The organism is Accumulibacter sp., from assembly GCF_023806625.1.
Classification (GTDB): Bacteria; Pseudomonadota; Gammaproteobacteria; order Burkholderiales; family Rhodocyclaceae; genus Accumulibacter.
In genome coordinates this window covers 21,553-34,622 of record NZ_JAMTDX010000097.1, presented here as the reverse complement: position 1 = coordinate 34,622, position 13,070 = coordinate 21,553, and the positions used below count along the sequence as shown (strand labels likewise).

Genomic DNA, 13,070 nt, shown 5'->3' with positions numbered 1-13,070 from the left:
CTGCTCACCGGGCTGCAGCGACCGGGCGGACAGGATCTCGATCCGGATCTGCCGTACGCGATCGCCGAGCGGGTCGGGCGTAGCCTGTAGAGCCTCGGTTTCGAGCAGCTGGGCATCCGCACCGGCCTGTTCGAGATCTACGTCTAAGGCGCGAAGCCCTGACGGGAATCTTCGCCCCCCGTCGCGCCGCTGTGCCGCGCCGGTCCTGCGCACGCCGCAACGCATCGGTGCTGCCGGAGTGCTGTCGGGGTTCGTTTCAGCCGAGGTCCGGCCGACCGGGAGTCTGCCTTCGACAGCTCGCCAGGAAGCCTCTCCGCGCTGACCCGGTGGCGATCGGGGAAGCGCAAGGGCCGTCCCGTGTTTCGTCGTCGCGCCGGCCACTGGGTCGACAAGGCATCGAGCGGGTGTGGGCGCGATCGCCGACTGCCTGCTGGGAGTCGTGATTCGGCGCAGCGATTCGGTGATGAAACCGCTTTGGGCAAAAGTCAAGACCTGACCCCATCCACGTTGTCGCCGGGGTCAGACGACCCGTTCCCGCCGCCAAAGAGTGATCGTCGCCTGATCCCAGCCGAGTTCGCCGAGGATCGCGTCGGTGTGCTCGCCGAGGGCGGGAACCGGATCCATCCGCGGGGCGAAGACGTCGGCAGTGCCCGGTGGCAACAGCGCCGGAACTTCTCCGGCTGAAGTTTCAACCCGCGTCCAGCGCTGGCGGGCAGCGAGTTGTGGATGCTTCCAGACGTCGTGCATGTCGTTCATCTGGGCGCTGGCGATCCGCGCCGCGTCGAGACGGGCAGCCAGTTCGCTGGCCGTCAGCCGCGCGAAGGTTGCGGAGAGAATCCGGTCGAGCTCGCCGCGCGCCGCCGTGCGCAATGCGTTGGATGCGTAGCGGGGGTCGTCGGCGAGATCGGGCCGTTGGAGCACCGTGCTGCAGAACACGCGCCATTCGCGTTCGTTCTGCAACCCGAGCACGACGGTGCGGCCGTCGCCGGTGGCAAACGGCCCGTACGGGTAGATCGTCGCGTGACTCGCGCCGGCGCGCGGCGGCGGTGATGCGCCGTCGAACGCGTAGTAGAGCGGGAAAGTCATCCACTCGACCATGCTCTCGAGCATCGACACGTCGATGCGGCAGCCGAATCCGGTCTTTCCTCTGTGGAGCAGGGCGGCGAGGATCTGGCTGTACGCGTACATCGCTGCGGCAATGTCGGCGATCGAGCAGCCCGCCTTGGCCGGGGCTTCGGGGGTGCCGGTGACTGAAAGGAAGCCCGCTTCGGCCTGGATCAGCAGGTCGTAGGCCTTGCGGTCACGGTACGGACCGTCGCTGCCGTAACCCGAGATGTCGCAGACGATCAAGCGCGGGTGGCGAGGTCGCAGCGCCTCGTACGCCAGACCGAGGCGGGCAGCCGCGCCGGGCGCGAGGTTCTGCACGAGCACGTCGCTGCGCTCGAGCAGTCGGCAAAGAACCTCGGCGGCGAGCGGATGTTTCAGGTCGAGCGTCAGGCTCTCCTTCGAGCGGTTGGTCCAGACGAAATGCGAGGCGAGGCCACGGACGCGGGTGTCATAGGCGCGCGCAAAGTCGCCGCTGCCCGGGCGTTCGACCTTGATCACCCGCGCGCCGAGATCGGCGAGCTGGCGCGTGCACAACGGCGCGGCGATCGCCTGTTCGAGTGAGAGGACGGTGATTCCGTCGAGTGGGCGCATCGGGTCAGCCCTCAGAACGAGCGCGGCAGGCCAAGCACGTGCTCGGCGACGTAGGAGAGAATCAGGTTCGTCGAGATCGGCGCAACCTGGTAGAGCCGCGTCTCGCGAAACTTGCGCTCGACGTCGTACTCGGCGGCGAAGCCGAAGCCGCCATGGGTCTGCAGGCAGACGTTGGCGGCCTCCCACGACGCCTTGGCGGCGAGGTACTTGGCCATGTTCGCCTGCGCGCCGCAAGGCTGATGCGCGTCGAACAGGGAGCAGGCCTGGAAGCGCATCAGGTTGGCGGCCTCGACTTCGATATACGCTTCGGCGATCGGAAACTGCACTCCCTGGTTGCTGCCGATCGGCCGGTCGAAGACGATGCGCTCGCCAGCGTAGCGCCGCGCCCGGTCGATGAACCAGTAGCCGTCACCGATGCATTCGGCGGCGATCAGCACGCGCTCGGCGTTGAGTCCGTCGAGCAGGTAGCGGAAGCCCTGGCCTTCTTCGCCGATCAGGTTTTCGGCGGGCACCTCGAGGTCGTCGAAGAACAACTCGCTGGATTCGTGATTGACCATGTTGGCGATCGGACGGACGCCAAGGCCGTGCCCGATCGCTTCGCGGAAGTCGACGACGAAGATCGACAGGCCCTCCGAGCGGCGCCTGACTTCGGCCAGCGGTGTCGTCCGGGCGAGCAGGATCATCAGGTCGGAGTGCAGGACGCGCGAGATCCAGACTTTCTGGCCGCTGATCAGATAGCGGTCTCCCTTGCGCGTCGCCGTCGTGCGGATTCGCGTCGTATCGGTCCCGGTGGTCGGCTCGGTCACCGCCATCGACTGGATGCGCAAACGGCCGGCGGCGATCTCCGGCAGGTACTTCTCCTTCTGCCGGCCGCTGCCGTGGCGCAGCAGCGTGCTCATGTTGTACATCTGGCCATGCACCGCCGCCGAATTCGCACCGCTGCGGTTGATCTCTTCCATGATCACGCTCGCTTCGCTCAACCCGAGCCCCGATCCGCCGTACTCCTCGGGAATCATCGCCGCCAGCCAGCCGGCCTCGAGCAGCGCGCCCACGAAGGCGTCGGGATACGCCCGTCGGGCGTCGATCTCGCGGAAGTACGCGTCGGGAAACTGATTACAGAGTGCGCGGATCGCCTCGCGGATCTGCTGATGTCCGTCACTCGCATCGCTCATGGAGATCTCCTCTGGCCGGGTGGTCTGCGGCGCGCGGCCCGCTCGCCGGCCGCCGGTGTCTGACGACCTGCTGTTGCGTCGCAGCAGCGGAGCGTAGCAATCCTGAGTGGTTTTGCAAGGCGCGCGTCAATCTGACGGCGACCGGTGGTGGTGCCGGCTGCGCCACCGCCAGATCAGCCAGGCGGCGGCCAGTGTGGCCAGCCCGCAGGCGCTTTCGGTCGGCTGGCGGAAGATCGCTCCGAGAGTCATGCCGAGAACCGCGAGGAGGAAGATCGCCGGTACGAAAGGCCAGCCGGCAACCGGCAGCCGCGTCCCCTCGCGCAAACGCAGGCGGATCAGGCCGACGACGGTTGCCGCCGAGCAGAGGTTCAGCGTGAACCCGATGTAGGTCAGCAGGCTGCGGAAGCTCGAGGTCCACAGCATGAGCAGCGCGAGCGTGCACTGCAGGGCGAGCGCAGCGCGTGGCGGCCGGTCGCCTGCGGCCAGCCGGTGTGGCAGCTCGCCATCGGCGGCCATCTGCGCATGGACGCGCGCACCGGCGACGGTCATCGCTGAAACCGAAGCCGCCAGGACGACGGCGATCAGCAGCGTCAGCGCGTCGGCCCAGGGCTGGCCGCCGAGCGCGGCAGCGGCCAGCCGGCCGACGTCCGCCTGCCCGGCCAGTCGCGCCGGCGGAGCGGCGAAGACGAAGGCCGCGTTGAGCGCGAGATAGAGGCCCGTGATCAGCGCGGTGCCGAGGAACAGTGCTCGCGGCAGTGCCCGTTCCGCATCGCGAACTTCGCCGCCGACGTAGACCGCGGCGTTCCATCCCGAGTAGCTGAACGACACCCAGATCAGGGCGAGCGCAAAAGCCGACAGGTCTGCTCGAGCGCTCGGTGCATGAACCGCAAGCTCACTGGGAACCCGCGCCAGAGCCAGGGTGACGAAGACGACGACGAGCAGCACCTCGGCGACGACGGTCAGGTCGTGCAGCCGGGTGCCCCGATGCTCGCCGAGCGCATGGACTGCGGCGAAGGCGACGAGCAGCGTGCTGCCGAGTGCCTGCGGCGCGACCCCCGGGAACCAGTCGCCGACGTACTCGGCGAAGGCCAGCGAAGCGGCGGCGAGCGGGGCGGCAAAGCCGGCGACGATCGAGATCCAGCCGGCGACGACTCCCGCTGCCGGATGCAGCGTTCGTGACAGGAAGTAGTACTCGCCGCCCGATCCGGGCAGCTGCCTGGCCAGTGCGCCGTAGCTCAGCGCACCGCAGGTGGCGAGCAGTCCGCCAGCCAGCCAGGCGAGCAGGACGAGCCACGGTGAACCCAGTTCCTCGAGCAGGAAGCCGCTGGTCGTGAACACGCCGGTGCCGAGCATGCTCGCGACGACCAGCGTGGTCGCCGAGAGAAGGCCGATCCGCCGCGCCGGCGCGGCAGCCGGATTCACGGTCTGGCGCCTTCGGCAGTGCCGGTCATCGGCACGAAGCGCACCGGCAGGACGGCTTCGCGGCGCAGCTTGCCGGCCTGCTTGCGCAGCAGGAAGAGCTCCTGCTGGCCTGAACCGCCGACCGGAATGACCATCCGTCCGCCGTCGCGGAGCTGATCGACGAGCGGTTGCGGCACGTGATCGGGCGCACAGGTGACGATGATCGCATCGAATGGCGCCGCCTCGGGCCAGCCCTGGTAGCCGTCGCCATGGCGCACCCGGACGTTGCGATAGCCGAGTCGGTTGAGGTCGCTCTCGGCTCTCCGGGCCAGCGCCTCGACGATCTCGACGCTGTAGACCTCGCGGACGAGGCCGGCGAGGATCGCCGCCTGGTAGCCCGAGCCGGTGCCGATTTCGAGCACGCGGTCGCCCGGGCGTGGCTCGAGCTTCTCGGTCATGAAGGCGACCACGTAAGGCTGCGAGATCGTCTGTCCATGGCCGATCGGCAACGGGTTGTCGTCGTAGGCGTAGCGGCGAAGCTCTCGCGGAACGAACTCGTGTCGCGGCACCGTGGCCATCGCCCTGAGCACCGCCGGATCGCTGATCCCTCGCCAGGGCGAGCGCAATTGCTGCTCGACCATCCGGCTGCGCGCTGTCGCGTAGTCCTCGTCGGCGGCGATCGCCGGCGCGCCGACCAGCACCGCGAGCAGCGCTGACGGCAACAGCTTGCGCACCAGGGTGCGCCACGCGCCGGCCGTCCGCGGTCGCTCAGCTTCGCTGGACATCGACGTCCTGCAGGCCAGGACGGACGCTCGCCGCGCGGCGCTGCTCGCTGGCGGCGATCGGCGGCAGCGCGTGGGCGTGACGCGCGTGGATGCACTTCGCGTCGCCCGGCTGAAGTTCGCGGCAGGGCACCGGGCGCTGCGCATAGACCGTGCAGCGCGCCTCTCTGCCGAGTTCGCCGGCGAGCGCCAGGCAACGCGGTGCGCGGCGACCGGTTCCGGCCATGCACGCGTGCCACGGCGAGACCTGTTCGAGCAGGTGGTCGGGAAGCCCAACGGCGAGAGCCTCGGCCCAGTAGAACGAGACACGGAAGAACGCGCAGCACGCGCCGCACTCGCGGCAGTCCACTTCCGCGTGCGCCCTGGTCGCGTGACGTTCTGGTGGAGCAACTCGGGTGTCGGTCAGCATGTGGTGCGCAGCAGCCGCGAATCGTATCGGTCAGAATTGCAAAGGACCATCAGCATACGCCTTTGGTCGGCAAAGCGTTCTGCCGGGGCGACGAACCTGCCGCGCACCGGAACGTCATGAGCTGCTGCGCGACGCCGGTCGGATGCTGCATCGCCCGATGGCCATCCTGCAGCGAAATTATAGAGGCTGAAATGAAGTGCGATCGCATCCCGTAGGCGCCAGCGAACTCTTGGCGGCGACGGCAAGGCGCCGACGCTCCTGAGCTTCGGGCGGGCCGCCGGGCTGCAACATACGCAGCGGCCAGGTTCGCTTGAGCTAGAATTCGCAGGCAGCGACCGGCGCGCCGGCCTTTGCTGGTCAGCTGTCGCAGCAGGGCGTAGAGTCCTGACCCTGCTGCTCGCTGCGTGGGACGACTTCCCGGCCAACGAACCATCGAGTTTCGGAAGGCGCCGCGGCGTTCATGGCGGCGACAACCGCCGACACATTTGCAGCAAGGGACAACCAGCGATGAAAAGACGATTCTGCTACTACTTCGTGGCCAGCCTCCTGCCGTTGGCGACTCAGGCGGCCGACGTGCAGGTCAATATCGGCAGTGTACGGGTGCAGACCGGCAACACGACGATCAGCTTCGGTGACCGCGACAAGCGCGGTTACTACTGGGATGGGCAGGTCTGGCGTGATCCCGCGTACTGGGAGAAGCATTACGGGAAAGGCCAGGGGCACGGGCAGGAGAAGGGGCGCGGTTACCATTGCCCGCCGGGCCAGGCCAAGAAAGGGAACTGCGCGCCGCCGCCGCCAACGCCCTATCGCTGACCGTCGTGGCGCGCTCGGCGTCGTGTAGCGGCGCCGGGCCTCAGGCCTGCGCGGAACAGAATGGGCCTGGCCCTTGCGTCAATCCGGAGACGGGATCGAGGTCAGCCGACGACAACACGCCAAAGGACAGCCGGTCGTCTTCGCTGATGTGCCGCTCGAACCAGTACTCGCAGTAGCGGAGGAACGAGTGTGCGTCGCGTCCCGAGCGAATCAACTCGTCGAGCGCCTTGCGCAGCAGCGCCAGCGTCTCGGCGTGGATTCGCGCATGATCGACGAAATCCAGGCCGACGGCGTCGGCAAGCCGTTCTTCGGTGGCGAAGTGGAACGCGAAATAGGCGAGCAGCGACTCGAATTCGTCGATCGGCGTGAGCGTCGACTCGAAACACGCGCTTTTCAGGGACTCGATGCGGTTGAAAATCTCCTCGTGCTGGGCGTCGATCTCCGGCAGATCGACCAGCAGTGATTCCGGCAGCAGGCCGGCCGAACCGACTTCGCCGATTTCGATGTCCATGACGGGTCTCCTTTGGTGATGTCAGGCCGCTCTCGCGCTCTTCTAGTCTCGCCAGTATAACCGAAGGACGCAAAAAACTCCAGACAAATCAGGGTTAAATCAGTCCGGTGCAGGCGCCTCTGCGAGTCCTTCGCGCGCTTGCGGCGCAAGCCGGCGAATTCCGGGGGCTGCCGGCAGCGATTGTCGCGTACCCGCGCCGCGGGGGCGGTGAAGTCCGTCACGCTGCTCCGGTGCCCGGATCCGCACTGTCTCGGTCGCCGCGGCCAGCGGCCGCGCGGGGTGGATCGGCTAGAATGGCATCGTCGGTGGAGCGTCGGAGAAAGGAAGCGCCATGACACGGATCGAGAGAGATTTCCTTGGCGAGAAGGAACTGCCGGACGGCGCCTATTACGGCGTCCAGACCTTGCGTGGCAAGGAGAACTTCCACATCACCGGCATCCCGATGTCCGCCGAGCCGTACTTCGTCAGGGCTTTCGGCTACGTCAAGAAGGCCGCAGCGATGGCCAACCGCGACCTCGGTGTCCTCGATCCGCGGATTGCCGACGCAATCATCGGAGCCTGTGACCGGCTGATCGCCGGCGAAATGGCTGATCAGTTCGTCACCGATTTCATCCAGGGGGGAGCCGGGACGTCGACGAACATGAACGCGAACGAGGTCATCGCCAACCTCGCGCTCGAGAGCATCGGCCGCTGCAAGGGTGAATACCAGCACATCAGCCCGAACGATCACGTCAATTACGGGCAGTCGACGAACGACACCTATCCCACGGCGTTCCGGCTCGCGCTGATCCTCCGCCTGGCCAGCTACATGGACGCCCTGAGACGCCTTCAGGATGCCTTTTTTGCGAAGGCCAGGGAGTTTGATCAGGTGCTCAAGATGGGCCGCACGCATCTTCAGGATGCCGTGCCGATGTCGCTGGGGCAGGAGTTCCACGGTTGGGGAACGACGATCGGCGAGGAGGTGAAACGGCTTGCCGAGGTCCGCGCGCTGCTCCATGAAATCAACCTCGGCGCGACGGCGATCGGCACTTCGGTCACCGCTGCGCCTGGCTACCCCGAGCTGGTCACGCGTCACCTGTCGCACCTCACCGATATCGGCTTCGTCCTCGCCGCCGACCTCGTCGAGGCGACGTCCGATACCGGAGCCTATGTCCAGTTGTCCGGAGTGCTCAAACGCACCGCCGCGAAGCTGACCAAAATCTGCAACGACCTGCGCCTGCTTGCGTCGGGTCCGCGCTGCGGTCTGCACGAGATCAATCTGCCGCAAGTCCAGCCGGGGTCGTCGATCATGCCGGGCAAGGTCAACCCGGTCATCCCCGAGGTCGTCAACCAGACGAGCTTCCTGGTCATCGGACTCGACCTGACGGTGACCCTGGCCGCTTCGGCCGGCCAGCTGCAGCTCAACGTGATGGAGCCGGTGATCACCTTCGCCTTATTCACGTCGATCTTCACGATGGAGAACGCGGTCAACAGCCTGCGGGTGAACTGTGTGCAGGGCATCACGGCCAATGTCGAGCATGCGCGGGCGATGGTGCTCAACTCGCTGGGCATCGTCACCGTCCTCAAGCCGCTGCTCGGCTATCGGCAGTGCGCCGAGATCGCCCGCGAAGGCTATCGCGCCGGCAAGTCGCTGCACGACATCGTGGTCAGCGAGCGCGGGCTGATCACTCAGGAGAAATGGGACGAGCTGTTTTCGTTCGAGAACCTGGTCAGCCCGGGAAGCAACTGACCAGCAAGATCGCCACCGGGTCCACACGGGCTCACCGGTGGCGGCGCTTGCGCGTTCAGGCTTCCGGTTCTCAGACGCGGGCGACGCCGATCATCGCCGCGACGTCGCCGTGCCCGGGCCAGGCCCTCCTGGCATTGAGGTAGGCCCGCCACGCGCCGAAAGCCTTGGGCGGTCGGGTGAGCAGCTGGCTGAACGCAGGCCTCGAGTGCTCGACGTCGAGCAGCGCGAAGTGGCGGAATCCCGCTCGCCAGGTCATCGCCTCGAGGCTGGCCGGGCTGAAGTAGAACTGGTGCTCGAAACCGTAGGCGGCCCATTGCCGGCCCTCGACGACGCGTTGCCAGCTCTCGTAATTGGCGGTTGCGATGACCAGCATGCCCCGTTCAGAGAGCCTGCGGCGCAGGCTGCGCAGAATGGTGGGCGGATCGTGCAGCAGACCGACGACGTCCCACAGGGTGATCACGTCGAAACATTCAGCGGTGTCCGGATTCGTCGTGTCGTCTGCGCGAGCCCCGTGATCGCCGGGCTCGAGGGCGTAGTCGATGCGCACCGCCTCCCAGCCGGCAGCCCGGCACGCGTCGACGAAGACCTCCGACCGACCGCCGAAATCGAGCAGGCGGCCGGCCGCCGGACGGACGGCCCGGACGTACTCGAGCCGCTCGAGGGCCCGCGGTCGCTCGTCCGCCGGGTCGACAGGCTGCTCGCCAGCCAGCTTGCGGCGCCACCGCGCGTAGGCCAGCGCAGCTTCGCTCGACGGCCGCGGGGTCTGATAGGCGAGCCGACAGGAAACGCATTCGGCGACCGGGATCTTCATGCCCATTGCCAGGGCAATCCGCCGCGGCCGATTGAGTTGGCCACAGAGCGGGCAGGGAAGCGGAGCAGGACGCGCGTAGTCGACCCCTTCGATCACGTCGACGATCTGAGTTTCGCAGCGGTCGGTCTGGTCGACGCGGGGTTGCCGGGAACCCTTCGTCAAGCGCGGGAGAATGAGCTTCACTCTTCGGATTTGCCGTGGATCGTGACGGGCTCTGTGCCGATTGGCGTGGCCGCCCTGCTGATCAGTCTACACGGGCTGGCCCGGCCTGTCCCGGTATCGAGCAAGCGGGATGTGCAATAAATCAGGGATCGGTCTTCTTTCCGGACGAGTATCGCGGATCTCCGCCGGCGCCGTCAATCGCCCGCCGTCCCGAGTCGGTCGCCGACCGGTCGAAGGCCCAGCCGCTCGGTGTCCGGGAAGGTGGTTCGCGCGGAAACGAGTTGACCGCGCGCACGGCCGCGTGGCGAACTCATCGTCGGTCCAACGGTCGAACGGCCTGTGTCGGGGTGGCCCGACAGCAAATGGATCTGGAGAGCAGCGATGATGCGAATACGCAGGGCTGACCAACGGGGACACGCCGACCGCGGCTGGCTCGACAGCCGTCATACTTTCTCGTTTGGCGACTACCACGATCCGGCCGAGATGGGCTGGGGCGTTCTGCGGGTGATCAATGAAGATCGCGTCCAGCCCGGCGAGGGCTTCGGCACTCACGGTCATCGTGACATGGAGATCATCAGCTACGTACTCGAGGGGGCGCTCGAACATCGCGACTCGCTGGGCAACGGAACCGTCATCCAGCCCGACGAGGTGCAGCGAATGAGCGCGGGCAGAGGTGTGACGCACTCGGAATTCAACGCCTCGCGCGAGGCCGTCGTCCATTTCCTCCAGATCTGGTTGCTACCGCGGGAATTCGGGATCCCGCCGGGTTACGAGCAGAAGTGCTTTCCGCCCGAGGAGAAGCGCAGTCGACTGCGCCTGGTCGCTTCCGGCGACGGGCGCGATGGCAGTGTGACGATGAACCAGGAGGCCGACCTCTATGCGAGCCTCCTCGACCCAGGTCAGCGAGTCAGCCACCGGCCGGCAGCCGGACGACTGACTTACGTTCACGTCGCCCGCGGACTCGTCCGGGTCAATGGCCAGTCGCTCGCGGCCGGAGACGGCGCCCGGATCAGCGACGAAGCGGAGATCGGCATCGAAGCTGAAGCCGCGAGCGAGGTCCTGCTCTTCGATCTGCCGCCGGCGGATCGACCCGACGAAGCCAGCTCACTTCGGGCAGGACAATCGTCGTGAGCAGGTCAGCCGGCAGGGCTCCCCCGAACGGTTCTCAGGCGCTGGCAACCCGGAGAGCTGGCTGCGCGCGGACCGCGCGCCTCTTGCGCCGCGCCCGCGTTGTCGCCTAGGATTCCTGGCGTGCAGGCGTCGGGACGGTCCGCCGGAGCGGACCGTGCGCCTGTCGAGCGGAGCCATGAGGTGGATCATATGGGCAGTCACACGGCTTCCCAGCCGTGGGTCGATCGGCGTCGCACCGCCGATCCGTGAGTGAGGGGATTGCGGGGCAGGGCCCGGCGCGCGAAGAGATTGGCCGGCAGCGCGTCGAGCAGGCTCTGGCCGGCTTGCTGCCCGCGCTGCAGCGGCTCGACCGACTGCTCGAAGGGGCGGTTCGTTCGGCGCGACTGGCCTACGGCGCCGAGGCTGCCGCCGATCCTTACCGCGGGCTGCACATCGCGCCGGGCGACGTCGAGCGGCTCCTGTCAAGGCCATTCGGCGTCCCGCTGTTGCGCGAGGATGCGGCTGTGTTGCCGCTCGTGGACGGCGTGGCGGACGATTCGCGGCTGCGGCGCGTCGGGCGGCTGTTCGGGCTGTCGAGCTTCGAACTCGACCTCATCGTCGTCGCGCTGGCTCCCGATCTCGACCTGCGCTACGAACGGCTGTACGCCTATCTCCAGGACGACGTCACGCGCCGCAGGCCGAGCGTCGATCTGATCCTCAATCTGCTGTGCACCTCGCCGGCGGACAAGCTCGCGCGACGCGCCCATTTCGCGCCGACCGCGCCGTTGCGGTGGCACGGTCTCGTTTCGCTGGTCGGCGATGCGCAGCAACTGCAGCCGCCACTGCTCGCGCAGTTCTTCAAGCTCGACGAACAACTCGTCGCCCACCTGATCGGCAGCGGGTTTCCGGATGTCCAGCCTGAGGGGATCGACGAGTGCCCGGCATCGTTCGACATGCTGCCGATCGCCGGGAACGCTCGCCGGAACCTGCGCCTGATCGTCGCCGAGGCCAGGCAGGCTGGCCGGTCGCCGAGGATCTACCTGCAGGGCCGGCGCGGGATCGGCAAGCGGCGCGTCGTTGCCGCGGTCGCCGCCGAACTCGGGACGCGATTGCACATCGCCGACGGGGCGTCGCTGCCGGCGGATCTGGCCGAGTGGGAGACCACGGTCGTCGGGCTGCTGCGCGCAGCCTTGCTCGACGAAGCGACGTTCTATCTCGCCGGCGTCGACCGACTGCTGGGCAGCGAAGGCTTTCGGCAACGGGAGATCCTCCTCGATCGGCTCGCCACGCATCGAGGGCCGGCGATCCTCGGCGGGTCGCTGGCCTGGAACCCGAGCCCGGAGTCGGCGGCGGGCTTCGAGGTCGTCGAATTGCCGTCGCTCGACGACGCGCAGCGGCTGGCCTGCTTCAAGGCGGAGTTCGCAGTTGCCGGCATCACCCTGCCCGAGGCCGATGTCGAGGCGCTGGCCGGCCGTTTTCGCCTGACCCCCGAGCAGATCGCGACGACCGTCAAGACCGGCGTGAGGCAGTCCCGCCGCTGCTCTGGCCCGCCGCCTGGCGGGCAGGATCCGCCAGTAATGCCTGGTGAGCCGAGCGCCGTCGATTTCTTCGCCAGCGCCCGGGCGCAATCGCGACAGTTGCTCGCCGACCTCGCGCGCGAGATATCGCCACGCTATCGATGGGAGGACATCGTCCTGCCCGAGGATCAGTTCGCTCACCTCAGAGAGATCTGCGCACAGGCGAAGAACCGACACGTGGTCTACGGTCGTTGGGGTTTCGCGAGCAAGCTGGCTCGCGGCAAGGGCCTGAACGTGCTCTTCTCGGGGCCTCCGGGTACCGGCAAGACGATGGCCGCCGATGTCCTGGCCAATGATCTATACTTGTCGTTATATCAGATCGATCTCTCGCAGGTGGTGAGCAAGTACATTGGCGAGACGGAGAAGAACCTCGAACGGATCTTCGCCGCCGCGGAAAGCGCCAATGCGATCCTTTTCTTCGACGAGGCCGACGCACTGTTTGGCAAGCGCTCCGAAGTGAAGGATGCGCACGACCGCTACGCGAACATCGAGGTCGGCTACCTGTTGCAGAAGATGGAGGAATACGAGGGCGTGGCGATTCTGGCGACCAATCTGCGCAGTCACCTGGACGAGGCATTCGTCCGCCGGATGCAGGCGATCGTCGAGTTTCCGTTTCCCGACGAAGCGCATCGGCGGCGCATCTGGGAATCGCTGTTTCCGGCCAAGGCGCCACTCGCCGACGACGTCGACTTCGCCGCGCTCGCGCGCGAGGTGAAACTCGCCGGAGGGAACATCCGGAACATCGGACTGGCCGCGTCGTTCTTCGCGGCCGAGGAAGGCCGATCGATAACCATGGTGCATCTGCTGCATGCAGCGAGAAGGGAGCACCAGAAGTTGGGTCGAACATGGAATGAAACGCTGATCCGTCCCGGCGGGCCGGCGTCGTGAGGTGGAA

11 protein-coding genes are annotated in these 13,070 nt (G+C 67.2%); 4 read left to right on the top strand and 7 right to left on the bottom strand.

The annotated features are described in order from the left end of the window. Positions 1-519 precede the first annotated feature (519 nt). The 5 genes from NFW05_RS15470 to NFW05_RS15450 form a co-directional block, all read right to left on the bottom strand. Positions 520-1,698, bottom strand: coding sequence for a CaiB/BaiF CoA-transferase family protein (locus NFW05_RS15470; protein WP_295308901.1), 1,179 nt, complete (start codon positions 1,696-1,698; stop codon positions 520-522). A gap of 11 nt (positions 1,699-1,709) precedes the next feature. After that, on the bottom strand, positions 1,710-2,870 hold the full coding sequence (locus NFW05_RS15465) for an acyl-CoA dehydrogenase family protein (RefSeq protein ID WP_295308898.1): 1,161 nt from the start codon (positions 2,868-2,870) through the stop codon (positions 1,710-1,712). Positions 2,871-2,996: 126 nt separating this feature from the next. Then, positions 2,997-4,292, bottom strand: a complete 1,296-nt coding sequence (locus tag NFW05_RS15460) for an amino acid permease (protein WP_295308895.1) — start codon at positions 4,290-4,292, stop codon at positions 2,997-2,999. Further along, positions 4,289-5,056 carry a protein-L-isoaspartate(D-aspartate) O-methyltransferase gene (locus NFW05_RS15455; RefSeq protein ID WP_295308892.1) on the bottom strand — a complete coding sequence of 256 codons (768 nt, stop codon included), beginning with the start codon at positions 5,054-5,056 and terminating at the stop codon, positions 4,289-4,291. The genes NFW05_RS15460 and NFW05_RS15455 overlap by 4 nt, the downstream gene beginning before the upstream one ends. Next, positions 5,040-5,462 (bottom strand): YkgJ family cysteine cluster protein, encoded by a 423-nt coding sequence (locus NFW05_RS15450; RefSeq protein ID WP_295308889.1) that lies wholly within the window; start codon positions 5,460-5,462, stop codon positions 5,040-5,042. Before NFW05_RS15450 ends, NFW05_RS15455 begins: the two co-directional genes overlap by 17 nt. Before the next feature lie 507 nt (positions 5,463-5,969). Between NFW05_RS15450 and NFW05_RS15445 the strand changes: the two genes are divergently transcribed. Then, entirely contained in the window at positions 5,970-6,275 is a 306-nt protein-coding gene (locus tag NFW05_RS15445) for a DUF2502 domain-containing protein (protein WP_295308886.1), read from the top strand. A 40-nt stretch (positions 6,276-6,315) separates the two neighbouring features. Here NFW05_RS15445 and NFW05_RS15440 read toward each other — a convergent pair whose 3' ends face one another. Next, the gene (locus NFW05_RS15440) at positions 6,316-6,786 is read right to left on the bottom strand and encodes a hemerythrin family protein (protein ID WP_295308883.1); all 471 of its coding nucleotides are present in this window, start codon (positions 6,784-6,786) and stop codon (positions 6,316-6,318) included. Positions 6,787-7,117: 331 nt separating this feature from the next. On the opposite strand from NFW05_RS15440, the gene NFW05_RS15435 reads away from it, so the two are divergent. Continuing rightward, positions 7,118-8,515: an aspartate ammonia-lyase gene (locus NFW05_RS15435; protein ID WP_295308880.1), complete on the top strand. Its 1,398-nt coding sequence runs from the start codon at positions 7,118-7,120 to the stop codon at positions 8,513-8,515. Between the two features lie 70 nt (positions 8,516-8,585). Here NFW05_RS15435 and NFW05_RS15430 read toward each other — a convergent pair whose 3' ends face one another. Next, positions 8,586-9,509 (bottom strand): methyltransferase domain-containing protein, encoded by a 924-nt coding sequence (locus tag NFW05_RS15430; protein ID WP_295308878.1) that lies wholly within the window; start codon positions 9,507-9,509, stop codon positions 8,586-8,588. A 360-nt stretch (positions 9,510-9,869) separates the two neighbouring features. On the opposite strand from NFW05_RS15430, the gene NFW05_RS15425 reads away from it, so the two are divergent. Further along, positions 9,870-10,619 carry a pirin family protein gene (locus NFW05_RS15425; protein ID WP_295308874.1) on the top strand — a complete coding sequence of 250 codons (750 nt, stop codon included), beginning with the start codon at positions 9,870-9,872 and terminating at the stop codon, positions 10,617-10,619. 245 nt (positions 10,620-10,864) lie between these two features. After that, positions 10,865-13,063 carry an ATP-binding protein gene (locus NFW05_RS15420; protein ID WP_295308871.1) on the top strand — a complete coding sequence of 733 codons (2,199 nt, stop codon included), beginning with the start codon at positions 10,865-10,867 and terminating at the stop codon, positions 13,061-13,063. The last annotated feature ends 7 nt before the right edge of the window (positions 13,064-13,070 follow it).

Coding starts and splice junctions, on each gene's coding strand:
- NFW05_RS15470 (WP_295308901.1), bottom strand. CDS start 1,698: ATGCGCCCACTCGACGGAATCACCGTCCTCTCACTCGAACAGGCGATC.
- NFW05_RS15465 (WP_295308898.1), bottom strand. CDS start 2,870: ATGAGCGATGCGAGTGACGGACATCAGCAGATCCGCGAGGCGATCCGC.
- NFW05_RS15450 (WP_295308889.1), bottom strand. CDS start 5,462: ATGCTGACCGACACCCGAGTTGCTCCACCAGAACGTCACGCGACCAGG.
- NFW05_RS15425 (WP_295308874.1), top strand. CDS start 9,870: ATGATGCGAATACGCAGGGCTGACCAACGGGGACACGCCGACCGCGGC.
- NFW05_RS15445 (WP_295308886.1), top strand. CDS start 5,970: ATGAAAAGACGATTCTGCTACTACTTCGTGGCCAGCCTCCTGCCGTTG.
- NFW05_RS15440 (WP_295308883.1), bottom strand. CDS start 6,786: ATGGACATCGAAATCGGCGAAGTCGGTTCGGCCGGCCTGCTGCCGGAA.
- NFW05_RS15435 (WP_295308880.1), top strand. CDS start 7,118: ATGACACGGATCGAGAGAGATTTCCTTGGCGAGAAGGAACTGCCGGAC.
- NFW05_RS15455 (WP_295308892.1), bottom strand. CDS start 5,056: ATGTCCAGCGAAGCTGAGCGACCGCGGACGGCCGGCGCGTGGCGCACC.